This is a genomic window from Pseudanabaena cinerea FACHB-1277 (assembly GCF_014696345.1).
GTDB classification, from domain to species: Bacteria; Cyanobacteriota; Cyanobacteriia; order Pseudanabaenales; family Pseudanabaenaceae; genus Pseudanabaena; species Pseudanabaena cinerea.
Map to the genome: position 1 here is coordinate 1 of NZ_JACJPY010000013.1, position 22,316 is coordinate 22,316.

Annotated in this window: 27 protein-coding genes and 2 pseudogenes; 10 read left to right on the plus strand and 19 right to left on the minus strand. The window is 41.1% G+C overall.

The window, feature by feature from the left end:
* Nucleotides 1-232: 232 nt before the first annotated feature.
* Both H6F44_RS06355 and H6F44_RS06360 read right to left on the minus strand, forming a co-directional pair.
* Nucleotides 233-964 carry a PFE-CTERM domain-containing protein gene (locus H6F44_RS06355; RefSeq protein ID WP_190350122.1) on the minus strand — a complete coding sequence of 244 codons (732 nt, stop codon included), beginning with the start codon at nt 962-964 and terminating at the stop codon, nt 233-235.
* A gap of 302 nt (nt 965-1,266) precedes the next feature.
* The gene (locus tag H6F44_RS06360; RefSeq protein ID WP_190350123.1) at nt 1,267-1,653 is read right to left on the minus strand and encodes a winged helix-turn-helix transcriptional regulator; all 387 of its coding nucleotides are present in this window, start codon (nt 1,651-1,653) and stop codon (nt 1,267-1,269) included.
* A 109-nt stretch (nt 1,654-1,762) separates the two neighbouring features.
* Between H6F44_RS06360 and H6F44_RS06365 the strand changes: the two genes are divergently transcribed.
* Both H6F44_RS06365 and H6F44_RS06370 read left to right on the plus strand, forming a co-directional pair.
* Nucleotides 1,763-2,035, plus strand: a complete 273-nt coding sequence (locus H6F44_RS06365; protein ID WP_190350124.1) for a CDGSH iron-sulfur domain-containing protein — start codon at nt 1,763-1,765, stop codon at nt 2,033-2,035.
* Nucleotides 2,036-2,060: 25 nt separating this feature from the next.
* A complete protein-coding gene (locus H6F44_RS06370) occupies nt 2,061-2,759 on the plus strand; it encodes a pirin family protein (protein WP_190350125.1) in 699 nt (232 codons plus the stop codon).
* 13 nt (nt 2,760-2,772) lie between these two features.
* On the opposite strand, the gene H6F44_RS06375 is transcribed toward H6F44_RS06370, so the two are convergent.
* The 13 genes and pseudogenes from H6F44_RS06375 to H6F44_RS06430 all read right to left on the minus strand — a co-directional run bounded on the left by H6F44_RS06375 (nt 2,773) and on the right by H6F44_RS06430 (nt 15,928).
* A complete protein-coding gene (locus H6F44_RS06375) occupies nt 2,773-4,479 on the minus strand; it encodes a B12-binding domain-containing radical SAM protein (RefSeq protein ID WP_190350126.1) in 1,707 nt (568 codons plus the stop codon).
* A gap of 26 nt (nt 4,480-4,505) precedes the next feature.
* Complete coding sequence (locus tag H6F44_RS06380) at nt 4,506-6,167, minus strand: sensor histidine kinase (protein ID WP_190350127.1); 1,662 nt, start codon at nt 6,165-6,167, stop codon at nt 4,506-4,508.
* Nucleotides 6,154-7,542, minus strand: coding sequence for a TldD/PmbA family protein (locus H6F44_RS06385; RefSeq protein WP_190350128.1), 1,389 nt, complete (start codon nt 7,540-7,542; stop codon nt 6,154-6,156). Before H6F44_RS06385 ends, H6F44_RS06380 begins: the two co-directional genes overlap by 14 nt.
* Before the next feature lie 167 nt (nt 7,543-7,709).
* Nucleotides 7,710-8,210, minus strand: a complete 501-nt coding sequence (locus H6F44_RS06390) for a nucleotide exchange factor GrpE (RefSeq protein WP_190350129.1) — start codon at nt 8,208-8,210, stop codon at nt 7,710-7,712.
* A 3-nt stretch (nt 8,211-8,213) separates the two neighbouring features.
* Nucleotides 8,214-8,582: a molecular chaperone DnaJ gene (locus H6F44_RS06395; protein ID WP_190350130.1), complete on the minus strand. Its 369-nt coding sequence runs from the start codon at nt 8,580-8,582 to the stop codon at nt 8,214-8,216.
* Between the two features lie 21 nt (nt 8,583-8,603).
* Entirely contained in the window at nt 8,604-8,939 is a 336-nt protein-coding gene (locus H6F44_RS06400) for a DUF5615 family PIN-like protein (protein ID WP_190350131.1), read from the minus strand.
* The gene (locus tag H6F44_RS06405; RefSeq protein WP_190350132.1) at nt 8,932-9,243 is read right to left on the minus strand and encodes a DUF433 domain-containing protein; all 312 of its coding nucleotides are present in this window, start codon (nt 9,241-9,243) and stop codon (nt 8,932-8,934) included. Before H6F44_RS06405 ends, H6F44_RS06400 begins: the two co-directional genes overlap by 8 nt.
* 52 nt (nt 9,244-9,295) lie before the next feature.
* The gene (locus H6F44_RS06410; protein WP_190350133.1) at nt 9,296-12,274 is read right to left on the minus strand and encodes a hypothetical protein; all 2,979 of its coding nucleotides are present in this window, start codon (nt 12,272-12,274) and stop codon (nt 9,296-9,298) included.
* A 6-nt stretch (nt 12,275-12,280) separates the two neighbouring features.
* Nucleotides 12,281-12,826 (minus strand): LysM peptidoglycan-binding domain-containing protein, encoded by a 546-nt coding sequence (locus H6F44_RS06415; protein WP_190350134.1) that lies wholly within the window; start codon nt 12,824-12,826, stop codon nt 12,281-12,283.
* 32 nt (nt 12,827-12,858) lie between these two features.
* On the minus strand, nt 12,859-15,078 hold the full coding sequence (locus H6F44_RS06420; RefSeq protein WP_190350135.1) for an Hsp70 family protein: 2,220 nt from the start codon (nt 15,076-15,078) through the stop codon (nt 12,859-12,861).
* A gap of 80 nt (nt 15,079-15,158) precedes the next feature.
* Nucleotides 15,159-15,365: pseudogene (locus tag H6F44_RS06425) on the minus strand (PmbA/TldA family metallopeptidase); the annotation flags it as partial.
* Between the two features lie 153 nt (nt 15,366-15,518).
* Nucleotides 15,519-15,743 (minus strand): annotated as a pseudogene (locus H6F44_RS23950) (ParE family toxin-like protein).
* Nucleotides 15,744-15,745: 2 nt separating this feature from the next.
* Nucleotides 15,746-15,928 (minus strand): hypothetical protein, encoded by a 183-nt coding sequence (locus H6F44_RS06430; RefSeq protein WP_190350137.1) that lies wholly within the window; start codon nt 15,926-15,928, stop codon nt 15,746-15,748.
* A gap of 168 nt (nt 15,929-16,096) precedes the next feature.
* On the opposite strand from H6F44_RS06430, the gene H6F44_RS06435 reads away from it, so the two are divergent.
* Together H6F44_RS06435 and H6F44_RS06440 are read left to right on the plus strand one after the other, a co-directional pair.
* Complete coding sequence (locus H6F44_RS06435) at nt 16,097-16,330, plus strand: hypothetical protein (RefSeq protein WP_190350138.1); 234 nt, start codon at nt 16,097-16,099, stop codon at nt 16,328-16,330.
* A gap of 49 nt (nt 16,331-16,379) precedes the next feature.
* Nucleotides 16,380-16,739 carry a PIN domain-containing protein gene (locus H6F44_RS06440; RefSeq protein ID WP_199302022.1) on the plus strand — a complete coding sequence of 120 codons (360 nt, stop codon included), beginning with the start codon at nt 16,380-16,382 and terminating at the stop codon, nt 16,737-16,739.
* 26 nt (nt 16,740-16,765) lie between these two features.
* Here H6F44_RS06440 and H6F44_RS06445 read toward each other — a convergent pair whose 3' ends face one another.
* Together H6F44_RS06445 and H6F44_RS06450 are read right to left on the minus strand one after the other, a co-directional pair.
* On the minus strand, nt 16,766-17,452 hold the full coding sequence (locus H6F44_RS06445; RefSeq protein ID WP_190350139.1) for a hypothetical protein: 687 nt from the start codon (nt 17,450-17,452) through the stop codon (nt 16,766-16,768).
* 48 nt (nt 17,453-17,500) lie between these two features.
* Nucleotides 17,501-19,579, minus strand: a complete 2,079-nt coding sequence (locus tag H6F44_RS06450; RefSeq protein WP_190350178.1) for an interferon alpha-inducible IFI6/IFI27 family protein — start codon at nt 19,577-19,579, stop codon at nt 17,501-17,503.
* A gap of 244 nt (nt 19,580-19,823) precedes the next feature.
* Here H6F44_RS06450 and H6F44_RS06455 point away from each other — a divergent pair, with 244 nt between their 5' ends.
* Genes H6F44_RS06455 through H6F44_RS06465 form a run of 3 tightly spaced genes read left to right on the plus strand, consistent with a single transcriptional unit; the run spans nt 19,824 to nt 20,484 of the window.
* Nucleotides 19,824-20,009, plus strand: coding sequence for a hypothetical protein (locus H6F44_RS06455; protein WP_190350140.1), 186 nt, complete (start codon nt 19,824-19,826; stop codon nt 20,007-20,009).
* 38 nt (nt 20,010-20,047) lie between these two features.
* Nucleotides 20,048-20,242, plus strand: a complete 195-nt coding sequence (locus H6F44_RS06460) for a hypothetical protein (protein WP_190350141.1) — start codon at nt 20,048-20,050, stop codon at nt 20,240-20,242.
* Complete coding sequence (locus tag H6F44_RS06465) at nt 20,239-20,484, plus strand: hypothetical protein (RefSeq protein WP_190350142.1); 246 nt, start codon at nt 20,239-20,241, stop codon at nt 20,482-20,484. The genes H6F44_RS06460 and H6F44_RS06465 overlap by 4 nt, the downstream gene beginning before the upstream one ends.
* 30 nt (nt 20,485-20,514) lie before the next feature.
* On the opposite strand, the gene H6F44_RS06470 is transcribed toward H6F44_RS06465, so the two are convergent.
* A complete protein-coding gene (locus H6F44_RS06470; RefSeq protein WP_190350143.1) occupies nt 20,515-20,685 on the minus strand; it encodes a hypothetical protein in 171 nt (56 codons plus the stop codon).
* Between the two features lie 167 nt (nt 20,686-20,852).
* Here H6F44_RS06470 and H6F44_RS06475 point away from each other — a divergent pair, with 167 nt between their 5' ends.
* The 3 genes from H6F44_RS06475 to H6F44_RS06485 all read left to right on the plus strand — a co-directional run bounded on the left by H6F44_RS06475 (nt 20,853) and on the right by H6F44_RS06485 (nt 21,989).
* On the plus strand, nt 20,853-21,068 hold the full coding sequence (locus tag H6F44_RS06475; protein ID WP_242016466.1) for a hypothetical protein: 216 nt from the start codon (nt 20,853-20,855) through the stop codon (nt 21,066-21,068).
* Complete coding sequence (locus H6F44_RS06480; RefSeq protein ID WP_190350145.1) at nt 21,058-21,402, plus strand: type II toxin-antitoxin system RelE/ParE family toxin; 345 nt, start codon at nt 21,058-21,060, stop codon at nt 21,400-21,402. The genes H6F44_RS06475 and H6F44_RS06480 overlap by 11 nt, the downstream gene beginning before the upstream one ends.
* A gap of 314 nt (nt 21,403-21,716) precedes the next feature.
* A complete protein-coding gene (locus tag H6F44_RS06485) occupies nt 21,717-21,989 on the plus strand; it encodes a DUF2442 domain-containing protein (RefSeq protein WP_190350146.1) in 273 nt (90 codons plus the stop codon).
* Nucleotides 21,990-22,086: 97 nt separating this feature from the next.
* On the opposite strand, the gene H6F44_RS06490 is transcribed toward H6F44_RS06485, so the two are convergent.
* A complete protein-coding gene (locus H6F44_RS06490; protein ID WP_190350147.1) occupies nt 22,087-22,308 on the minus strand; it encodes a hypothetical protein in 222 nt (73 codons plus the stop codon).
* Between the last annotated feature and the right edge of the window lie 8 nt (nt 22,309-22,316).

The following is a 22,316-nucleotide window of genomic DNA, read 5'->3' on the forward strand; positions in this document are numbered from 1 at the left end:
CAGGATTGACAGAAATTTCTGTTGTGCCTTGGTTGCTACTTTCGGTAATATGTCATTAATGCTATTCATTTGGTGCTTTGATTCATTACTTGCACCTTATCCGATGAATAGCTTTTTTGTTCCCCTTTTTTTATGTCCGAAGTATTGTTATTACAGGGCTGTTTGTGTAAGTCCTAGTCAGCAAAAAAAAGAGCCGCGCATTGCGCGGCTCTTTTTGTAATCAAGCGATGCACTAGGCAACGTTGTTGTCTTTTTTGCGAGCTTTCAGCCGCCTAGCTAAAAATAAACCGCCCAAGATCACCAATCCACCCGATGCTTCAAACTCAAATGGTACCTGTGTTACATCAACGTCAAAAGAACCGAAACTTGGTACAGCAGCAGTGAAACCGTCGCCGCCAGCATCGACAGTGTATTTGTAGCCTCCAGCTCCCAGAGATGCGAGACCACCTGTTGGGGCAGTATTCGCGGCATTAGATATCCAATTGAATGTAGTACCTGAATCAAACGCAGCTACAGATAGCCAGTAAGTAGTGTTACGCTCAAAGAAGAATGTACTGCTAGGCGTAAAGGTGATCGTCCGTGGAGTGTTGACAGTAGATGTAGGTGAACTAAAGGTTGTAAATAGATCATCGCCAAAAAAGCTATTTCCGTTGGCATTGTCTGTGATTGACAGCAACACCTTATCAGCGCTAGGTGCGGTAGAGTTTGTTCTGAAATTTGAGACCCTCAATCTAATATTGTTGAGTTGGAACTTGTCGTTAGCGGTAGGTAAGTTTGGCGTTGTAAACTGAACAGTTAAAGTTCTATCTGTATCGATAAGGCTAGCAGTACCATTTGTACCATCAAGATTGCCGATGAGAGATATTGCATTAGCAGAATCAGTTAGGACGCTGATTGAGACAGCAGAGGTACAGAGAGCAGCAATGCATACTTTTGCTGGGATGCTATTTAAGGCTGTTAGCATAATTTTAATTGGAATGTTTAGATGGGCTTAGTTTAGTCGATGTTAGAGAACTGTTGCCTGAGTTTTGAAATTTAGAAGTATTTGAAAGCTTTGTTACAAAGCTTGGACGCACTAACTTACTAACTTTGCCTATGAGGCTACCACAAGACCATCGAAATATCAATGGTCTGTAGATAATATGATAATTTTTGGAAAGTAATGACTGTTTTGGTATACAGAATTACGATCTGAACTAGCGAAAGTCAGAATGCTTACGCCGCAAGGGGCTATAAAGTCGAGGTCGCACCTAATGAAGTTGTATTTCACCCTTGAATTGACGCTTTTTCAGGGAGTCCTAAATAACTCTTGCCCCATAGGTGCATCGCGTCTAGGACTGGTTGCAACGTCTTTCCTAGATGCGTAAGCGAATATTCCACCTTGGGCGGAACCTGTGTATAGACCTCGCGATGGATTAATCCATCCTGTTCCATTTCTCGCAGTTGTTGGGTCAGCATCTTTTGGGTAATGCCATGCAGATTGCGGTGTAGCTCACCAAAGCGCTTAGTACCACCAAATAACTGATGGAGAATTAGCACTTTCCATCTACCCCCGATCGCCTCAAGGGTGGCTTCAACAGGACAGCTAGATTGATGAGTGTTGCGATCTAGCTTTAGGTCGCAAAGGCTAGCATTAACAAAGCTTTCTACCATAGTATCTTTTTAGTATGTACCTTACAAAAAAGTGCATACTTTACTCAATGAATGTGTACAACTATACTATGCTCCATAACTATGCTGCATAACGCATTTGGACAAGCCCATGAGTGAATCAACCAATAATCCTGCCCCTAATTCTCCCAACAATGCCAAAATTGTTGACAAAAAGCCCATAGTTCTGGAACTAGAACCCAAAACCTATTACTGGTGTACCTGTGGCGAGTCTACTAATCAGCCCTACTGCAATGGCGCACATAAGGGGACAGGGTTTGTGCCTCTATCATTTGCAGTCACCGAAACCAAAAAAGTGGCGCTCTGTCTCTGCAAACAGACAGGCAATGCTCCATTTTGTGACGGCGCACATACTAAACTGTAAAAAGCTGTAAAACGGAGTCAAATTTATGCTGACAATTCGGAAGTCGGAAGAAAGAGGTCATGCCAATCACGGCTGGCTCGATAGTTATCATACTTTTTCCTTTGCTAGTTACCATGACCCGCAGCATATGTCTTTTCGGGCTTTGCGGGTGATCAATCAAGATCAGATCGCAGGAGGCAAGGGCTTCGGCACACACCCTCACCGCGACATGGAAATTATTACCTATATGCTTGATGGAGCGCTAGAACATTGCGATAGTATGGGTAATGGCTCGATCATTAAAGTGGGCGATGTGCAGAGAATGAGTGCAGGTACTGGGATTACCCATAGTGAATTTAATCCTTTGGCAACAGAAACCGCGCATTTATTGCAAATTTGGATTCTTCCTAATCAGCAGAATGTCACACCTAGCTATGAGCAGATTTTCTATAGCAGGGAAGAAAAGCTCAATCAATTACGATTGATCGCTTCTCCCGATGGGCGCGATCGCTCTGTCAAAATCCATCAAGATGCCCTTATCTATGCTTCCATTTTGGAAGATGCTCGGAGTGTTGTCTATGTGCCACAGCCCGATCGCTATACTTGGATACAGGTGGCTAAAGGTGAAATGAGTATTGGCTCTCTGAGGTTGCAGGCAGGAGATGCGGTTTCTAGCGATCGCGCTGATAGTTTGGAGATTATCGCTCAGGGCAATGCCGAATTTCTTTTGTTTGACTTGGCATAGTCGGAACTCATGGCTAATTACTGCGGTTTGCGCTTAAATCCAGAAGGTCGTGGTTTTGAATCTCGCTAAATGACATGGCGCGATGTTTGATTAGGGTTGCGAGAGGTAAGGCAATTTGCAAATGCTGCCAAGGTAGAATTTGATCAACTGCCCAATCTTGATGGACATACCATTCTAAGGGTGGTAATTCGCCGCGCAATTCTTTAAAGGCTCTTTTGTAAGAACCATCACTGGGAGATTCGCGATCGCCGTAGGTACAGGCTAGGCGCAGTAATTTGGTGAGGCGGCGATCGCCCCGTGAGATGAGGGCTTGAATGAGGGAATCTTTGTAGCTTTCAGGGCGAAAATCGATACCCTTGGACTGTAGCTGCTTGCGGAAATATTGCAATTTTTTCTCGGCGGTTTTGCTCACCCCTTGCCATTGCCAAGGCGTATGGGATTTCGGCACAAAGGTGCTACAGCCAAAGGTGATTTTTAATTTGGGTGCAGCTTTTTTGAGGGAAATTAACATCTCAATGGTTTGCTCAATATCCCGATCATTTTCCATTGGTACGCCCGCCATGCCATATAGTTTCAGTGCTTTTAATCCGCCCGCTTGAGCATTGATCGCCGCCTGTGTGATTTCATCATTGTGCAGTTTCTTATTAATAATTTGCCGCAACCGTTCCGAACCACTCTCGATCGCTACGGTGACAGAACGGCTATCGCGTTGGGAGAGAATTCGTGCTAGTTTTTCGGTGAGGGTATTGGTACGCACTGAGGCAAGACTGAGGCGCACTTGATCGAATTGGGGTTGGGCAAGATAATCTAATAGACTATCAAATTCGGGATGTTGGGTAATGGATGCACCTAATAGTCCAAGGCGATTGGTGACGGTTAATCCTTCAGCGATCGCAGGGATGAGACTGGACTCAATGCTGGCGCTGCGAAAGGGCAGGGTTAAATAACTGGCTAAGCAGAAGCGACACATTTCGGGACAACTGCGAACCACTTCCACCATAAAAATGCTTTCCCAAGCGGCGCGTTCTGTCACCACCGTTGAAGCTGATAATATATTCCCTTTGTAGGTCTGTTTCTGCACGATCGCAGGAATATCGCTATCAATGGGAGTGATTGCGGCGATCGCACCATCGGGAGCATCATAGGTGACATGGTAAAGTTGCGGGACATAGATGCCTTGAATTTTAGCGAGATGGCGCAATTTTTCCATGCGACCAGCATCACGCACAGTCTGATATGCTTCCAGAAAGTTGCCAATTAGTTCTTCTCCATCCCCCAATAGCACCAGATCGAACCATTCGGCAAAGGGTTCAGGATTGGCAGTGAGAACTGGTCCGCCGCCAAATACTAAGGGATGATGATCTTGGCGATCGCGGCTATCAATGGGAATCTCAAACTGGTTTAGCGCCGCCAAAATATTCACATAATCTAGTTCCCACGAAAAGGAGAAGCCGAGAATTTCGATGTCCCTTGGCAGATTTTCGTGAGCATCGGTAAACCAACGACTGACATTAATATTTGCGCGTCTAGCCAAATTTGCCCAAACTACCTGATAGCCCAAACTGGTGATGCCCACTGTATAGCTATTGGGGAAGGCAAAGACCAAGGCGATCGCGTCATGGTTGGGAGTTGTTGGTTCAAACAACAAATGCTCTGATTGAAAATATGCTTGATTCAAGGTTTTTGTTAATCGCCTAATGTAAATAACGCTTTGCGCCATTTATATTATAAATATTATAAATCCCATTATAAATCCACGGTCAGGTGAAAACTTGTGCCGATCGCCGATGACATTTTCAGATTTGCCCTTAGCTGCTGTGCCAAAATCCTTACCAATCTCAGTCCAAGGGAATTAGTATCCTGCAAGTTAATTTGTGCGGGCATTCCGACCCCATCATCGCAAATGATCAAGTTTAGGCGGCGATCGCCATCGGATTTATAGAGTTTTACCGCGATTAAGCCCTGTTCTTGATGGGGAAAGGCGTGTTTAAAAGCATTGGTTAATAGCTCATTCACAATTAAGCCCATAGAAACTGCCATATCAATATCCAAAACAACGGGGTTCAGTTCGGTTTTTAAATCCACATGATTAATATTGTCACTATTAGAACTGTAGAGATTATTGACTAAACGCTGAAGATATTCGCAGAAGTCAATTTTGCCAAAATCCTGTGATTGATGCAGTTGTTCGTGGATTAATGCCATTGTGTGAATGCGTCTTTGGCTATCGGAAATTGATTTTAGGGCTTCTGCATCCTTGACATATTTTGTTTGCATTGACAGCAAGCTATCAACCACACTTAAATTGTTTTTAACGCGATGGTGTACTTCGCGCAAAAGTACTTCTTTTTCGGCTAAGGATGATTGCAATTTATTCTCAATTTCCTTTAATTTAGTAATATCAGAAGCAGCACCAATCACCTGTTTGACATAGCCATTTTGATCGTATAAAAATATATTTTCTTGACTATAAAACCAGCGCCATTTGCCTTGAATGTCGCGCATTCGATATTCAATTAAAAATAGACCATCGGCATTTTTATCTAATGCTATTGCAGGATTGATATCTTGATTAATTTGAATTTTCCTAATCCGATTGTAATGCTGACTGATTTTATCGAGATCCTCTGGATGCAAAAGCGTTCCTAATAACTGCTCACCCATTACCTGAACTTCTAATTTGGTATAACCAAGGATATGGGTGATCGCTTGATTGCAATAAACATTGCGCCCCTCTTCGATGTCGTAAATATAGAGAATGCTGGGGGTGGTGTCGGCAATGCGTTGAATGAATTGTTGGCTTTCTTTGAGTGCCTGTTCTGCCTGTTTGCGGGTGAGGGCGATCGCAATGTAAGTAACGATAGTTTGTGTAAGCTGCACCTCTTCTTCGGTGAACTGGCGCGGCTCATCGAAACAAGCCACGATGTCACCTAGATGCCTAAGTTCATAATCAAGGGGGAAAATCGCCCAAGCCCCAATTTTTTCTTGATGGAATAGTTCTTGCAATTGGCGATCGCTGGGTAAGGTGGCACTATGGGGGAAGGTTTTAGGCAAATCTGCTGATTGATTTGACTGATTAGGGCGATCGCTGTAGAAATCATCAAAAAATATCTCAATAGATTGACTGTAAGTATTACTCACTCCCATTGATGCCTCATACTTTAGTCCCTGCGCTGATTCCACCATGACGATCGCTTTATTAATTCGTAGGGCGGCACATAGTCCATCAAGGGCAATCTGATAAATTTCATTGAGGGTTTGCGCGGCATTTAACGCTGACACAAAGTCATACATCAGTTTTAAGCGGGTTAGTTGTAGATTTAAGCGATCCTCCGTCAATTGATGTTCGGCGATCGTCTGCACTAACTCCAAATTCATCTCCTTAAGTCTGGGGCTATATTTCGCCATCACAATCTCCTCCCACAATCGCGTTTTTAATTCGCAAGCTCGGCGCACCACAGCCCACCGCTAAGCCACTCTGTCCGCCCTTGCCACAGCCGCCCGACTCATCCCAAGCAAAATCATCGGCGATCGCCTCAATATCTGCCAAGGTTGCAAATACATTCCCTGAAATGGTCACATCCTTCACAGGTTCGGCAATCTTGCCATCACGGATCATCCATGCCTCACCCGCCGTAAAGGTAAACATCTCGCCATTGGTCATGCCGCTTTGCCAGTTTTTAGCATAGATACCCACATCGATATCATCAAAGAGGCTCGATACTGGGGTTTTACCTCTACCAATCCAAGTATTCGTCATCCTGACTAGGGGCGGATAGTGATAGTCCAAACAACGGGCATTGCCTGTGACTGCCTCTCCCAATTTGCCTGCGGTTTCACGGGAATGCAATCTGCCCACCAATACGCCATCATGGATTAATTGCGTGGTGGAGGCGGGTACGCCCTCATCGTCATAGAGATAGCTGCCACGATGCCCTGCGGGAGCCGCGCCATCAAATATTTGCAAATCCTCTGAGCCGAACCGCCGCCCCAAACTCATGGTTTCCAGCATATCAGGGTTTTCATAGAGCATATCCGCTTCCGACAGATGCCCAAAAGCCTCATGGACAAACAATCCTGCCAATATCGGATCGATGACAATCGTATAACTGCCACCCTCAACGGTTGCCAAGTCCAATGCCCTCACCGCCCTCTGGGCTGCCCCCATCACTTGATTTTCTTGATTTAATAAATCAGCATAGCCACGACGGGAGCCGAAGGTTTCACGACCAGTTTGCACATTGTCTCCCTGCCTAGCCGTGGCAGAAGAGCGCATTTCCCAATCCGACCATTCCTGCTCAATGAGCGTCCCTTCAGAATTGGCAAAGAGAATTTGCTGGGTGCAGTCGCCATAACGCACAGCAGTACTAATGATGCGATCGCCGACCGATCGCAAAATATCGGTGTAATGACTGCATAGAGCCTTTTTATCGCTCAAACTGACCTCTGGCTGTGGTGTCACCAATGAGATCTGTGCTTGCACTGGTGCAACTTCAGCAAGTATCGTTTGCTCATCACCCACCCATTTCGCCGCCGCGATCGCCTCAGCAATCCGCATTTCTAAACTCGCCAAATCGTTAAAACTGGCAAATCCCCAGCCGCCGCGATGACATACCCGCACCTGTCCTCCGATGGATATGCCTGTGCTAAGGGTTTCCACCTTGCCACTCCGCAAAAATATATCCGTGCCATGCGATCGCTCTAATCTGATCGCCAAAAAATCCACTTGAGACTTGTAGCGATCGATTAAGCCAACCACCCGATCTTTCAACTGACGCACCATAAACCAAGTCTCTGTAATGTATTTCCTGTCGAATTATATCAAACTAGAACCCCTAGAGGATTTCAGTATAGTGCGAAGCACTATGCTGAAATTCATAATTTATGCTGTGTAGAGTGATCGCGAATCGCGAATGACTGTAATGGAATAAAACTATCGTGGAAAAATTTTCAGTCCGCATCTTTTGGACTTGTAGATTTAGCCACGATAACTTCTGCCGATCGCAGAACTTTGTCACCGTTCATATAACCAGTTTTGAGGATTTTTACAAGCGATCGCTCTGGCAGATCATCACGATTTTCGGACTCAAGGATACGACATAGGTTTACATCGACAGCTTCTTTTTCAGGAATGACAATTGGATAAACATCTTGTTTTTGTAATGTCATCAAAAGTTTTCGTTGAATGGAGCCAATTGCACGAGGTAAACGTTGATGGCTTTCTGGGAGAGCTTCAAGGCTGTTTTCTAAAGATGTTGTCAAATTATCAAGAGTATCAATAACTTCTAGCAATTCCAGAAACAAAGCATCTTTTTCAGCTTCAGTATCATTACTATTATTACGAATATTTTGTTTTAATTCTGCCTTTTCTTTTAGTAAACTACTCATACTTTGGAAAAGGCGATCGCGAAGTTCTGTCTTAATAACCAAGTTCATATTTTGATTACTCATTATCTATTCCTCAAAATCTAAAGTAAGTGAGTCTGCTAAGGTTTGCCCAAACTGAAGGTCAAGTTCAGAAACATCTTTAATAGTGCGAATTGTATCGCCTAGTCCTTCAAATTCGGGCAAAATTTCTAGGGTGGGTAATTCTTCTTGTAAAGCTGATAAATCTGAGCGCTCAAAACGTTGCAGCGTTGGTAAGATCGGACATAAAAAATCGGCAACTAATCGCTCTTCTGGTTTCATCAGAGCTTTTTGAGCTTTAGCGATCGCATCAATGGGATAAGCTTTTTGCTTCATGGCTGTTGCCATAGCTTTCGTGATTTCAGCTTTAGATGATGCTGATGTTAAACCTAAAATATCGTAAGGATTTCGTTCCATGATTACTTTCAACTATTGAGTCTATAAATATTCGATATGGTTAATCATTTCTTCAGGTGTCAGCAGTTCCCAAATTAAGACAATTCCCTGAATAATTTGTCCTATGGATTTTGTTTGCTGTGGGCAGTAGACAATTCCTAAATGATTGACTCCTTGACGATGAATTCTTAAAAAGTCAATGTCTTGAGTGAAAATCGCCCTTTCTTGAGAAACCGCAAATTTAAGCTGTATGTCATCAGGAGCAGCAATGAGTTTCTGCTCTGGAGTCGTTGTTACATCAATTCCACGCATACGCAACCCATTAGCGATCGCGTTGCTTACATTTTCATCTAAATGAAGTTTGATTTCCCTAGCCATAATTGAGTTTTAGCTTTCGTTGAACTAGGGAAGGATGTTGTAACTGTATTTCTTTGGCAAATGCTTCATCATTGGCAATATCTTGTCTAATTTCGGCAACGTGATCATAGTAGTAAGCTAAAGCAGCGTGAACATCGGCTAAGTTAATACTGGGATAGTGATAAACGATTTCATCGGGAGACATCCCCATCCTTTCATAGCAGATGACAATATTTTGCACTGTAATCCGATGTCCAGCGATGCGCGGCTTACCGCTACAAGTTCCTGTGGTGATTTCGATGTGATTGGTGATTGTTGCTGTCATGACAATGCCTACTTAATAAACATAAATTTTACATTATCGAGCTTAGAGATTACTAATTTACCAGATCAGGGACTAACTGAGTAATCCAGCCAACTACTTGTATTCTTTCGCCATAGCTAATTCTGCCTTGTCTATCAGCTTCTTGCAAGATGTTGAATAGAACTTCAGCCAATGCTTGTTTGACTTCACGATTCCCAGAACGCATGGCACGATTAAAAGCATTTTCTGTTTCGCCTCTTTTAAGAAATTTAACAACATCTTCATTTGCAATTACAACTTCAATGCGATTAATGAGATCTCGATAAACAGGATTGTTAGAATCAATGCTATTAGCTTCATTTACAGTAAGATCTCGCAATTTTGATAATCCTTGTGCAGGCGTAATTCTTTCTTTGCCAATTTGCATCCGAATTTCTTCGGTTTTATATTCTGTATAATAGTTTCTAGATGCTTTACTAGAAGTCGTTTCCAGCCATAACTTAGCAAATGTTATTTGATCTTTTTCGTCCAGTTCGCGTACTATTAACTTGCATAGGCGATCTATTTCACTGAGCCATTCAGAATTTTTTTGAATTGACTGTTTGAATTGCTTCGCTAGTTGTAGAGCATTTTGCCATTGATTTTTCTTCAGCAGATGACAACACTCAAAGTAAGAGAGCATTGCGTGGGCATTGTTGAGATGCTCCTTGTGATTCAAATATCCTGAATTATAGTATTTTAGTTGTAAGCCTCGTTCAACATCACCATCAAGACAGGCAGCGATCGCTATTCCTAAAGGAGAATAAAAAAGTGATAGTTGAGAAGATGTCGGCAAGAGTTTATGTTGATATTGATATTGTAGATCCAGCATAAATTTTGTCAAATTATTATTTGACTTCTCAAGTTGTTCTAAAAAATCTATGGCGCTAGGTAAGATGAAAACTAAGCCTAACTTAATGCTTGCTTCAGCCGAACTTGTGAGAATATTCAACGTATATCGATCAAGACGTTGCCAGTCGCGTAATTGCATATAGGAATTGAGATCATGTCCTTTAAAACGATCCAATACGCGATCCCAAAGTTCTTCTAGTTTTTGCTTGAGTTGAGATCGATTTGGGGTTGAATTACCCAACCAAGGTAAGTTACTTAATGACGGATCGTCTGGCAGATTAGCGATCGCAGTTCCCCAACTGGCATTAAATTCCATAATCAAGTCGAGCTTTGGATACTCTGCATTCATCGCGCAATAATAAGCAGCAACAGCCCAATTATGCAAACTTTGTATGTTGGGACGTTCTAACCAAATAGAGCGCGTTTTTTCTAGCAAAGCATTCCAGTTGATTTCAGTCTGTTTCCATGCTTCCGAATCTAGTCGAGGGAGAATATGTGTATCTAAATTTTTGCGAATGACTTCAGCTTGAGGATGGCGTTCTAGGGCTTTGTGGCTGATATTAGCTGCTTTCTCAATCTCACCTTGATCGACAAATTTCTCGATCGCTTGCAAGTCCAAAAGATAAGCTTTTTGCTTGATAATCTTCAACTTTGAGCGTTGAGTATCCAATTCAGACGAGCGAATATTTTGCCATTCTCTTGCATTTTCATCATAATTTTGGTTCTTAGCAAATATAAAACCACGCAAATAACTGGCGCGATCGCCATTCAAACCAACAAGAAAATTTAATGCTTGTTCCCAATTTTCCTGTTTACAAGCAACAATAACCTGTCGAAAGCGACATTCTAAATAGTCTGGCATTAGCTTATAAGCTTTGGTGTAGCAATCTAAAGCTAGATCTAGTTCTCTAGACTGTTCATGGTGCAACCCTTTCTGAAAAATTGTCTTAGATTCGAGAATGCGCTCAAGACTGCGTAAAAACTTTTGTCCATCTTCACGGGGGAAAGAGGCGATCGCCATTCTTGCAGCTTTAAAAGCCTTTGGAAAATCAGCTTGCTGACAGAAAGATTTAGCATTTTTTAATTCTCGGTAATATTGTTTTTCAGCAATTGCGCTTGCCTTGCAAACTGCAATCAGTTCATTTAGTTCATCTGTATTGTAAAATTTTTGTGCTTCTTCATAAATTGGCAATGCTCTTAGAAAATATTTAGCTAAAGCATTTGCCTGTGCATCTTCAAAAAGTTCTAACCAATGTTTACGTTGTTGTAGTTCAGAACTGTAGGATTTTACCTGCTCATTAACTTTGGGATCGAATAGTAGATTTTTAGCTCTTTGTAAGCAATGAAGCGCTTTTTCTAAATTTTCATATTCTTTAGGATCATTAGAAACTAAGGTAAGCAGATTATTTCCTTCTTGAATTAGGCGTTGAGCATTTTGCATCTGCCCACTCCATTTCTTTGAAGATTCTTCTAGCTTAATCAGGAGATCGCTAAGAAACCACTTCCGAAACAATTTCTCCCAAAAATTAGGATTTTGGCTCCATAGGCGTGTTCCACTTTTAGCAAGCTGAATTGCTTCTTTGAGTCGCTTTGCTTTAGCCCGTTCTTCAGATTTGACTAGAAGATTTTTCGTTTGACTAACGCGATCGCGAATATCAAATATTCCCACCCCACAACAAATAATAGTCAGGGAATTAATTGGTTTAGTGAACATAGAGTTGTCAGACCAGAGTCCTGTAGCAAATAGAAATAGAAATAGAGAGAGAAAGATGATAATAATCACTAAAAATACTAATAGAGAGTAGTTCAAAATCTGATTGCCGCTCTTGGCAGAAGTGGCTCTCTCTAAACATACTTGGGGAAAGACTAATGTTTCACCGATTTCTAAATTGTTTTCTCTGCCAATCAGCTTAGGGTTTGCAGTCACAAAATCTTTCCATATTTCACGACTGCCACAGGATTTTTCTGCCAAATAAACCAGAGAATCACCACTTTGCACAGTATAGATAAGTTCTATAGGCTTAGATGTATTTTGGAGATTCTCCTTAGATGGTTGCGTGATCGAGTAAGCCAGCCACCAACCTATCACGCAACCAATAGCAAAAAGCAATAAAAATACTAACCAGAATTTAGTAATCACATTGATTAGTTTAGGAAACATTAATCATTACTCTCCTTTACAATTTTGAGGAATGATCAATTTTTCTCTAACTTCTAAAGCACTTTCTCTCCCAATTAAACTAGGATTTACAACCACAAAATCACGCCATTTTTCGCTATTGCCACATAACTTTTGGGCTAAATCTTCAAGAGAATCACCACTTTGAACAATGTAACTTTTAGTCGATATCGGTTGATTTTTGGGCGTAGCTTTTATCGTTGCTACAATTTCAGGCTTGTTTGCCAATGATGGATTGGGATTGTTGGTAATGCGATCGCCGATGACAGACTGAAACATAGAGTAACCAGTCCAACCACCCATTACAAAACCAATCGCTATACCCAGCAATACTAATAGCCAAATTTTGGGAAGTTTCGATTCCTTGGGTACATTTTGAATATTCTCAATAGGCGTATCACTTGCAGCTTGCAAAATCGGTAACTCTAAAAGCGATCGCAATAACGACACATCTGTATCGCAATTGGGACAGATGCTTTTTTGTAGGTCTTGATAACCACAGACAGGGCAGTTAAGTTTGATAGATTCAGTCATTTGAACTCTTGCAAAAATAGAATTGAATAAAACTAGCGAGACAAACCTGTACTAATTGCTGATGTTGGCATTCGCTTATCAACATAGCGCTCCACCATAGGGAATAGCTCCTCTGCCATTCTGGAGACTTGCATATCTTGATTGTTTTTCATCGCAGAGATCATCCGATCTAACTTACTTGCCATAACTTGACCCTCTGATGGATTGATTTGGCTTGCCTTACGGATTCCCACCACACAAAGCATAATTAGGCTGACGCGATCGGGCAAATTCTGAATTTCCTGTGCGGCGCGTTCAGTAACCACCTGCATTCCAGAAATATTATTTTTATCAATTGCCTCTTGCAATTCGCGTGACAACTTCTGTATTCTTTGCTTCTGCGCTGAAGGTATTAGATCGCCACAGATATTAGTTATCCGCTCAAACTCATTAATGTATGACTCAGCCTCTAGCCTTTCCTTCGACATCATCACCTTGAGAGATTCAAGTTCTTTCTGTGCTGTCTGAAGCATATCAGGGCGAATTTTATCTGTATTATTGTCAACAATCCGATTAGCCGCTTTGATAACAGCAGAGATTTTTTCGGTAGCGGCGGCAACTCCTAACTTAGTTAAGCCAAGTTCATTCAATTCCTGAATTACTTGCTTCGTCTCCTTAAGAACCTCTTCATCAGATTTGCCTCGTGAAAACTGGCAAGATACATTTACGCTAGGGTCATTCTTTAAATGAGCATGAACCTTTAGCGGACTATCTTTTTCATCCAACTCTAAAAAAGTCTGAATCTCTGTTCCCTTTGGATAGTCCTGTTCCAAAGACAGCCAGACTTCTCCAATACTCTCATCGTTGCTTTTGCCATCAAGATCCTTGCTCACTTCATCTGGGCTAAAGAATTGAAAACGAATTAGCCTTTGTCCATCATCAACTAATTTGAAAGTATGCGAAGTTTTGATTGGCAAAACATCGCCACGCCGAATAATGAGATAGCGCGGATCATCAACCAACTTGATGCAATAATCCCGCGACACAGTACCCACTTTATCAATGCGACCCGCCGCAACAATTGCCGCACCTTCGGCGATCGCATACATCGGACGTGGATGAATAACTACTTTCTCATTACCAAATGCAGCCCTCACCTGTGATTGCACATAGGGAATTTGTGATGAACCGCCCACCAAAAGCACTACATCTACTAAATCAGGCGTGTATTCTGATAATTGCAAAGCCTCATGACAAATCTGAATTGTTCGCGCCACCAATGGTTTAATCATCTGCTCAAACTGCGATCGCGAAATCTCCACTTCTACAGGAATCCCGATCCCTAAATCATCTTTGAGAGGCGTAGCAGGGGAAATGATCGTAGATGTAGATTTACTCAACTCCACCTTAGCTTTTTCACAGGCTAACTTGAGATCGGCAATGAACCGTAATTTCTCATAGTGAGGCATTTTGTCAATCAAGCGATCGATATCTCTGATACCCTCTTGCTTAGCAACTTGTTCCTTCACAAATTGAGTCAACTTCAGATCCACATCATCACCACCGAGCCAAAGATCCCCCGCCTTGCCTTGCTCAATAAACTGAGTACCCGCCGCCACAATCAAAGAAGCGTCAAATGTCCCACCACCAAAGTCATAAACCAAAATTGTCTTTACATCATCACTATCAGGCTTAAATCCATAGGAAATCGCCGCCGCCGTTGGTTCTGAGAGCAACTCTAAAGGTGTTAAACCTGCTTTGTAAGCAGCCGATCGCGTGGCATTTTTCTGTTTGTCATTAAAATAAGCAGGAATTGTAATTACCGCCTGATTAATCACTTCATTTTGCTTACCAAGGCGATCGCGGCGATAAACAATAGCATTACTCACAACTTTTTTGAGAATTTCTGCGGAAATATCTTCGGGTGAATATTCCTTACCGCCCATCCAAACGCCAATACTATTTTCAGTGCCATCGCTATGCGCTGTAACCTTGTAAGCACACTTCGATTTATGCTCTTGTACCTTCGGATCAGCAAACCCACGCCCAATTAATCGCTTGATCGAATTAATCGTATTTTCTGGACTATGCCCCAGATTGTTATAGGCAGATTCTCCCACCTTGATTTGATTGTCAATGCAGCTAACTATTGATCTAGTCAGCTTGCGATCAGGAGAAGTATTATCTACTCCTGTAACGATTTCCACCCCGACCTCACTAAATGCTCCAACTGAGTTTGTTGTCCCTAAATCGATGCCTAGCGCTTTGCTCATGGTAATTTACGACTAACTTAATATGGATCTTACCAACAAAGCGAGGTAAATACGCAAAATAGTCTGAATATTTTCTTTCCATTAAAACTGGCAAATCCCCAGCCGCCGCGATGACATACCCGCACCTGTCCTCCGATGGATATGCCTGTGCTAAGGGTTTCCACCTTGCCACTCCGCAAAAATATATCCGTGCCATGCGATCGCTCTAATCTGATCGCCAAAAAATCCACTTGAGACTTGTAGCGATCGATTAAGCCAACCACCCGATCTTTCAACTGACGCACCATAAACCAAGTCTCTGTAATGTATTTCCTGTCGGATTATATCAAATCAAGCTATTCAGCGCGATCGCCCAACCAATCGCCCCTAATCGCACAACATCATTCTTAGTTGGGTCACATTCTTTTAAGCAGTTCATCATATTCATTATGCGTACCAACTCAGTACCAATAAATATGGTCAGATTCCCAAAGCTCTAAAGCGCGATAATTTAGACTGATTCAGACAGAATAGATTGGTTGCCTTTGCCTTACACGTTTAAATTGAAGGCTGTTATGGTATAGATCTGTTTGCCAAAGCGCATAGGCTTTGTCTGCTTGTTCTTGAACTGATTTTGGAAGTTGTTCCAGTTGTTTACGAAAGGAGTTGGTTACGCTAGATTTCATGGCTAAGATGGGAAAACTTCTTTAATGGGAACTGTTTGGCTGTTTGCAATTTCTTGACGTACCATTTCTGCCATGAAATCCCATTGTTCGTTGGTGGTATTTGTAAAGCGGATTTGCCATTCTTGCTCGTCTCGTATTTCATCTAGAAAACGACTGGCGATCGCTTGTTGCAGGAGTGTAGTCATATTTTTCACCGATGATAAATATCGACATATTATACATCTTCGTAATTTCATGCCAATGAAGCGATCGCCGCTAATCCCACAAAATCAGATCGCTTTACCATTATTAGCTAAAATGTTGTAGTGCTACAATTTATTGGCGATCGCTAAAATTAACCAGCGCAGACTATTATGTTACAGACAATCCAAGGAATATATCGAAACGGTAAGATCGAGTTAGCGGAAATCCCCCAAGATATTACGGAGAGCCAAGTTTTTGTGGCTTTCTTTAAGCCTCAGTCAGTTAGTCCTGCTAGTCAGTTTATGTCGTTTGGGATGTTTTCAAGTTCTCAACAATCGACTGAAGCTGATTTTAGAGATGCTGAGTTTAATGGCGATGTTGACGATGCTCTTGGTTGGGTTTAATTCTAGCAATATGAAATATATTCTTGACACCCATGCTTTAATCTAGTTTTTGGAAGGTAATTCTCGTTTAGGGGTGACTGCTAAAGAAATTCTTGCGGATTCAAGTAGTGAATTAATTTTACCTGTGATCGCTTTGGCGGAGTCGGTATGGATTGTGAGTCGTGGCAAGACTTCGATTCCTTCTGTTGATGCTTTGCTAAAGGTAGTGAAGCAAGATAAACGACTCTCTATCTATCCACTTGATGCTAATGTGATTGAGAAAAGTGTCAACCTCACTTCTATCAATGAGATGCACGATCACCAGATTGTATCAACGGCTTTGGTGGTAGAGGAGCAAGGAAATCAGGTGGCTCTTTTGAGTTGTGATCAGAATATTTGTGCTGCGAATTTGGTTAGGATTATTTGGTAGTTTGACTGTTATTGTTTTCTGGAAAGTTATTTCAGGAGAGATTCTAATTCCTGTGACAATAGGGCTTGTTCTTGTCTAATAGACTCTAATCGGCTCAGAATTTCTGTGATGCGCTTTTTGGTGTCAGTGTTTTGAGTTCCATTATTTTGCTTTAGAGATTTAGAAATTGACATCCAAATATTTGCAAGTATCTTAGCAGGATAGCTCAAAACCAATAGCCAAAACTTTTCGGTGAGTTTAGAGAGAGCGCCTAATAATCCCGAAAATAGAATCATGCCTACTAAAAAGATACTCAAACATTGTAGGGGATGATTGATACACCAAACTAGTTGAGGGTGTTGATCAATCCAATTATTCAAAGATGAGTTAATAGAAGCTTGTATCCCATCGGATAAGGTTTGATTGAGGGTATCAATTTTCTCAATAGCAGTGTGTAAGGAGTCTTTTAGGGTGTTAGTGGCATTGGTTATACTGTTAACTAGCTGACCACCTTTCTCGGTAACATTACCTAGGGTATTGTTTGCTGCTTCAGTGAAACTACGTTTTGCGTCTATTGCTGTTTGATTAATAGTTTCAATAGATTGATTAGTAATCTCTGTGACTACAGATTTAACCTGCTGAACATTTTGATTGACGGAATCGACGGCGTTATCAAGCAGGCTTTTGGTGCTTTGTAGTTTCTCGGTAACGCTATCTGGGAGGAGAATTTGCATAGTTTATTTGAGGGAATATCAAGAAAATAGTATGAGGAAGTAGCAAAATTAGTTAGAATTGTATAGACTAACATACTTGCCAACAATTTCTTCAAGCATTAGAGTAAATTTCTGGTGTTCTTGTTGATTAGGTAGCGCATCCGATAATTTAATTAAATCATCTAAATTATGGCGAGAACTCTCTTGAATCAGTAATGTTCCAATTCTCTGATTAAAAGTATCATTTAAATCATCGTAAGATAAGGAATGGCTACTATCAAGTGGACGCTTCCAGATAACTCTTTGATCAGTGAAAATAACTCCCTCTTTGGCATCATTGAAGAAGCTGGTATCTATCAGAGCAACTACTTTTTCACCAGACTCAATTTCAACCCATGATTTCAAAACATTAGACAACTTATCAAGAGGTAAGTCAGGAGCAGTAAAGTGTTTCTCATCAAAATATTTTTTCTGGATGTTTTGAGTGATAAAGCCAGCTAAAGATTCCAATTTAGGTTCTTCGGTTAGGGTATATATTCGTGCTTCTAACTGTTCTAAATAACCTTGATCTCTTTTTTTATTACTTTTCAAGAAAGACCAAATTAAGTATGCCGTACCTGAAGCTATTAAAGCTGTTCCGCCTGTCATCACACTTACCCCTCCTAGCGCAGCCATTGTGGCACTAGCAGCCGCAGCGCCGCTTAGTGTTTCCGCTATGCCAAAGGTACTAGCTGCTGTCCAAGCGACTAGCATAGCAGATGCCCCTGCAATTGTGCCGCCGCCAACTGCAACACCTAAGTTTTTCTGATCTTCTTGATCCATTTGTGAGAATAAAGCTAAGGAAATGATACCTGCTGCACCAACTAAAGCCGATCCTCCCGTCACAACAGTTAAACCACCTAACATTCCAAATCCACCAGAAGCGACTGAACCGCCACCTAACCATGCTAGTGTGGCATTGGTGGCAGCCGCACCAGACAGACTACCAATAGAGATTCCCGTGCCAGCTTTGACACCAATTTCTGATAACAGTTTGGTGGTTTGAGGTAAAAGATTACTTGCATTTTCTTTAGCCGTTTGAGTTACATTTTTAAAATCAGATATTTTGGATTTTAATTGGGAAATTTGCTCAATCAAGTCTTTCCCTTGAACTGAAGCTTGATGGCGAGCTTCTTGATAAATAAGCCTAGCATTTGCAGACAAGTTATCGTCACTTAATATATAAGAATCCAATTGATTGAGAGTGGTTGCATCTGTACTAGGTTTACCATCTCTTACCTCCTGATAAACTTCTAGATACTGCTTTTTCTGCTCAGAACTTAATCTTTTATCATTGCCAATTTTATCGACTATCAAATAATCGACAGTTGAAGCCCCAGAAACAGCACTACCTAGAACGTAACTTTGTTTTATTGAGTCAGAAAGATTTGAACTTAGAACGATTGAATCAAGCTGTGTAAGAATATTAAAATCTGGTATTGGTTGACTAGCTTTGACTAGTTCAAAGGTTGCCATTAATAAGTTCTTTGTCTTCCCAGTAAAGTTTGATGTCGCTAAGGCTGCGTCAATTGCCTGAATTATTCCAACCAGACGAGAGTTATTGCTGGCTAATTGATATCGCTGAGATATATTCTGATCCAGTTTAGAACTTGATACCACATAATCCAGTAGTTCTAAAGCTTCGATGTCCTCAACAAACTTTCCGTCTTCAATGTCTTGATAAACAAGCTTGCACTTTGTTTTACTGGTTGACTCAATAAATTGAGCATTTTCGATTTCTTTGTATATTTGATCAGCAATTCTTGTTTCTGAATCATATAGAGTATGGATTTCAAATTCAAGATCACTTCCCTGTTCACTAGCACCGCGAATCTTGATAGATCTGCCATCTTGAAAATGATTAGTAATGGACAATGAATAAGGCTTTCCAGAATATAAATTGATCACCTGTGTACCGCCTTGTCTTGCAACTGTATAAGGGATAAAAACAAGATGTTTTCCTATTGTTTGTCTGGTTGCAAAACTTTTTTCTTTAAGACTTTCATTCGCATTGGCAGGTGCGGGAAATAGTAAATCTTTGGACAGCAAACTCGTTGTCGCAAATAGAAAATTCATACAAAAGCTGCGGCGGCTGAATTTGCTGTCCATAATCTTGTAAGTATAAGTAAGTAGTGTGTTTGCTAAATTGATTCTAAAATATCATGGTGATGTAATTTTTTCCCTAAATCATCATAAAGCTCCCGAATAGCATCAAAAGCATCGCTCACACTTGTAAAAGGCGTTAATTTCCTGCAAACTAAAACAGCGCCTACACCAAACTTGTCTCAAGAAGCGATCGCTGAAAACTTAATTTCAACTTTTTGATTGAGAGCGCCAGCAATTTTCTGTAACATTGACAGCGATCGCCCATCATAATCAGCATCCTCAAGCAATTCGCGATCGCCGATTGTTTACTACCAACGCGATCATTGGGTTTTGTTTGGGTTTGATGAGAGGCGATCGCCTTGTAGATTTAGAGATCTGGGGTATAAAATATAACTACGATAAAAGGATGATCATCATGGCGATCTCACTATAGGCTGAGTTCACCAACTTTTAAATTGCATACTATAAACAATGACCGACAACAAAAAGTACCGCATTCAATTAGAAGGACAATACAAAGCACTTGAAGAACATTTACAAAAACTGGCAAAAGAAAGAGAAAAGCCCATTGAAAATCAAGATTTAGGGTTAATCGCTCACTGGGAGAAAACCGTAGCAAACTGTCATAACCAAATTGCAAAACTAGAAAGGAGACTCAAAAGATGAACACAACCTACAAACAACCAATCGATCGCCTCAAACGCCACATGGCAGAATACCAACCCCAACTAAAACGCGCCATTGCAGCCATTAACATTCTTGAAACAACTAGTCCAGACTCCGATGAATTCTGTAATGCCCTAGCTGAGCTTCACGTTTGCACCACCATCTTAGAGCCATACTCAGAAGGAATGCTAGAAGCGATCGAGCAGTTTACCGAAGATGACTCTATCTCGACTGATTCCTAACTTCTATTTAATTTGCTAAAAAAACAGTGACTACACCAAACTTGACTCAAGAAGCGATCGCGCTAAACTTAATCTCAACCTTCTGATTGAGAGCGCCAGCAATTTTCTGTAACTTCTATGTAACATTGACAGCGATCGCCCATCATAATCAACATCCTCAAGCAAGAGCGATCGCCGATTGTCTAATGCCAACGCGATCATTGGGTTTTGTTTGGGTTTGATGAGAGGCGATCGCTTGTTTGCCTAACAAGTGACTTGATTAGTGATCGGCATACTCTAAAATATTGATTGTAGAGATATTGATAAATATGAAACGCACACAAGTAAAAGTAAATTTATCTCTTCCTTTTAAAGCTCTCATAGAAATGATGAGTTCCTTAGAACTGCGCGAGAAAATCAAACTGCGAGAACTATTAGATCGAGATATAGCCATAACTCAACAAAAAATTCAAAACTTATCCCCACAAGAAAACTCACAGGAACTCGAACCTGCGGTAGAAAGTTTTCGGCGTGGTTGGGATGACGTGATGAATGGCAGAACTAAGCCAATTTCAGAACTATGGGATGGGATTGATGTCGATTGATCCATTAGTTGAGCTTAAATTCTCAGAAGAGTTTAAAAATAAACTTTGCGATTTATCCAAAAAATATCGTAACATTCGCGCAGACTTACAGCCAGTTCTTGACGACCTCCAAGCAGGAAACTTTCAAGGCGATCAAATTGCTAACGTTGGCTATACAGTTTTCAAATTGCGGATTAAGAATCGAGACAACAAAAAAGGTAAAAGCGCAGGTTACAGAGTCATTTATTACGTCAAAACAGCTACATCGGTGATTCTAGTTACGATTTACTCAAAATCTGAGCAGTCCAATATCCCAGCCGCAGAAGTTCAACGTATTCTGGCTAAATATGAATAAATTTTAAAACAACATCTACACCAAACTCGTCTCAAGGAGCGATCGCGCTAAACTTAATCTCAACCTTCTGATTGAGAGCGCCAGCACTTTCCTGTAACTTCTCTGTAACCATGAAAAGGAAAATCGCGCTTAGTATTGGTAATCGGACAGACAATCGCCAAACCCTTATGCTGATTAAACAGCGTATTACAATGATGGTATAGAGCGATCGCTGATTACCTTACTAAGTTAAAATTTGACATATTGGTGTATCACAACTTCTATAGGTATCTCTCAACGTGAAATCAATGCAGCACTTAAACTCGTAAAAGATAATGAACAAGAAATCCGTATTGCTTGGAACAGACATTTCCCAAGTTGAAGTAACAAACATATCCCCGCATGGTCTTTGGCTACTTTTACACAACGAAGAACTTTTTCTACCATTTTCTGAATTCCCTTGGTTTCGAGATGCAAATATCTCCAAAATATTTAATGTAGAACTTCCATCTCCAAATCATCTTTACTGGTCAGAGTTAGACATTGATATATCTGTTGAATCAATTCGTAATCCAGAATGTTTTCCACTTTTTAGCCAAATTGGATAATTTAGTTAGCGATCGCCCCTCTAATGCATGAAGATGATACGGGACGATCACCATAATTACGGACTTTTCAATCACTAGGTTAACAAATTAATATTTCTCAACGATCTAGCTCCGCTAAAAAGTCATCAACCGAACCACTCTTAAACTTACCTGCCATAAATTCTTGCCTCACTTCTTGCACTTCCTGCACAATCTGATGCCGTTGACGTAGTTTCAAGCGATTATGCAAAACATCCAGCAACGCTAACTGATCATCGAAAGACAAAGACTCGATCGCATTTAATGCTTCTTGAAATCTTGATATTTGTTGAGCGAGCATATAAGTGT

What these genes read in the sequence shown, in the direction of transcription:
- H6F44_RS06400 (WP_190350131.1), bottom strand. Translation starts at nt 8,939, where the DNA reads ATGGCTAGGGAAATCAAACTTCATTTAGATGAAAATGTAAGCAACGCG.
- H6F44_RS06475 (WP_242016466.1), top strand. Translation starts at nt 20,853, where the DNA reads ATGAGTTCCTTAGAACTGCGCGAGAAAATCAAACTGCGAGAACTATTA.
- H6F44_RS06480 (WP_190350145.1), top strand. Translation starts at nt 21,058, where the DNA reads ATGTCGATTGATCCATTAGTTGAGCTTAAATTCTCAGAAGAGTTTAAA.
- H6F44_RS06485 (WP_190350146.1), top strand. Translation starts at nt 21,717, where the DNA reads ATGAACAAGAAATCCGTATTGCTTGGAACAGACATTTCCCAAGTTGAA.
- H6F44_RS06450 (WP_190350178.1), bottom strand. Translation starts at nt 19,579, where the DNA reads ATGGACAGCAAATTCAGCCGCCGCAGCTTTTGTATGAATTTTCTATTT.
- H6F44_RS06410 (WP_190350133.1), bottom strand. Translation starts at nt 12,274, where the DNA reads ATGTTTCCTAAACTAATCAATGTGATTACTAAATTCTGGTTAGTATTT.
- H6F44_RS06360 (WP_190350123.1), bottom strand. Translation starts at nt 1,653, where the DNA reads ATGGTAGAAAGCTTTGTTAATGCTAGCCTTTGCGACCTAAAGCTAGAT.
- H6F44_RS06385 (WP_190350128.1), bottom strand. Translation starts at nt 7,542, where the DNA reads ATGGTGCGTCAGTTGAAAGATCGGGTGGTTGGCTTAATCGATCGCTAC.
- H6F44_RS06460 (WP_190350141.1), top strand. Translation starts at nt 20,048, where the DNA reads ATGACCGACAACAAAAAGTACCGCATTCAATTAGAAGGACAATACAAA.
- H6F44_RS06435 (WP_190350138.1), top strand. Translation starts at nt 16,097, where the DNA reads ATGTTACAGACAATCCAAGGAATATATCGAAACGGTAAGATCGAGTTA.
- H6F44_RS06395 (WP_190350130.1), bottom strand. Translation starts at nt 8,582, where the DNA reads ATGGAACGAAATCCTTACGATATTTTAGGTTTAACATCAGCATCATCT.
- H6F44_RS06365 (WP_190350124.1), top strand. Translation starts at nt 1,763, where the DNA reads ATGAGTGAATCAACCAATAATCCTGCCCCTAATTCTCCCAACAATGCC.
- H6F44_RS06430 (WP_190350137.1), bottom strand. Translation starts at nt 15,928, where the DNA reads ATGACTACACTCCTGCAACAAGCGATCGCCAGTCGTTTTCTAGATGAA.
- H6F44_RS06415 (WP_190350134.1), bottom strand. Translation starts at nt 12,826, where the DNA reads ATGACTGAATCTATCAAACTTAACTGCCCTGTCTGTGGTTATCAAGAC.
- H6F44_RS06490 (WP_190350147.1), bottom strand. Translation starts at nt 22,308, where the DNA reads ATGCTCGCTCAACAAATATCAAGATTTCAAGAAGCATTAAATGCGATC.
- H6F44_RS06370 (WP_190350125.1), top strand. Translation starts at nt 2,061, where the DNA reads ATGCTGACAATTCGGAAGTCGGAAGAAAGAGGTCATGCCAATCACGGC.
- H6F44_RS06355 (WP_190350122.1), bottom strand. Translation starts at nt 964, where the DNA reads ATGCTAACAGCCTTAAATAGCATCCCAGCAAAAGTATGCATTGCTGCT.
- H6F44_RS06380 (WP_190350127.1), bottom strand. Translation starts at nt 6,167, where the DNA reads ATGGCGAAATATAGCCCCAGACTTAAGGAGATGAATTTGGAGTTAGTG.
- H6F44_RS06470 (WP_190350143.1), bottom strand. Translation starts at nt 20,685, where the DNA reads ATGATCGCGTTGGCATTAGACAATCGGCGATCGCTCTTGCTTGAGGAT.
- H6F44_RS06420 (WP_190350135.1), bottom strand. Translation starts at nt 15,078, where the DNA reads ATGAGCAAAGCGCTAGGCATCGATTTAGGGACAACAAACTCAGTTGGA.
- H6F44_RS06375 (WP_190350126.1), bottom strand. Translation starts at nt 4,479, where the DNA reads ATGGCGCAAAGCGTTATTTACATTAGGCGATTAACAAAAACCTTGAAT.
- H6F44_RS06445 (WP_190350139.1), bottom strand. Translation starts at nt 17,452, where the DNA reads ATGCAAATTCTCCTCCCAGATAGCGTTACCGAGAAACTACAAAGCACC.
- H6F44_RS06465 (WP_190350142.1), top strand. Translation starts at nt 20,239, where the DNA reads ATGAACACAACCTACAAACAACCAATCGATCGCCTCAAACGCCACATG.
- H6F44_RS06390 (WP_190350129.1), bottom strand. Translation starts at nt 8,210, where the DNA reads ATGAGTAATCAAAATATGAACTTGGTTATTAAGACAGAACTTCGCGAT.
- H6F44_RS06405 (WP_190350132.1), bottom strand. Translation starts at nt 9,243, where the DNA reads ATGACAGCAACAATCACCAATCACATCGAAATCACCACAGGAACTTGT.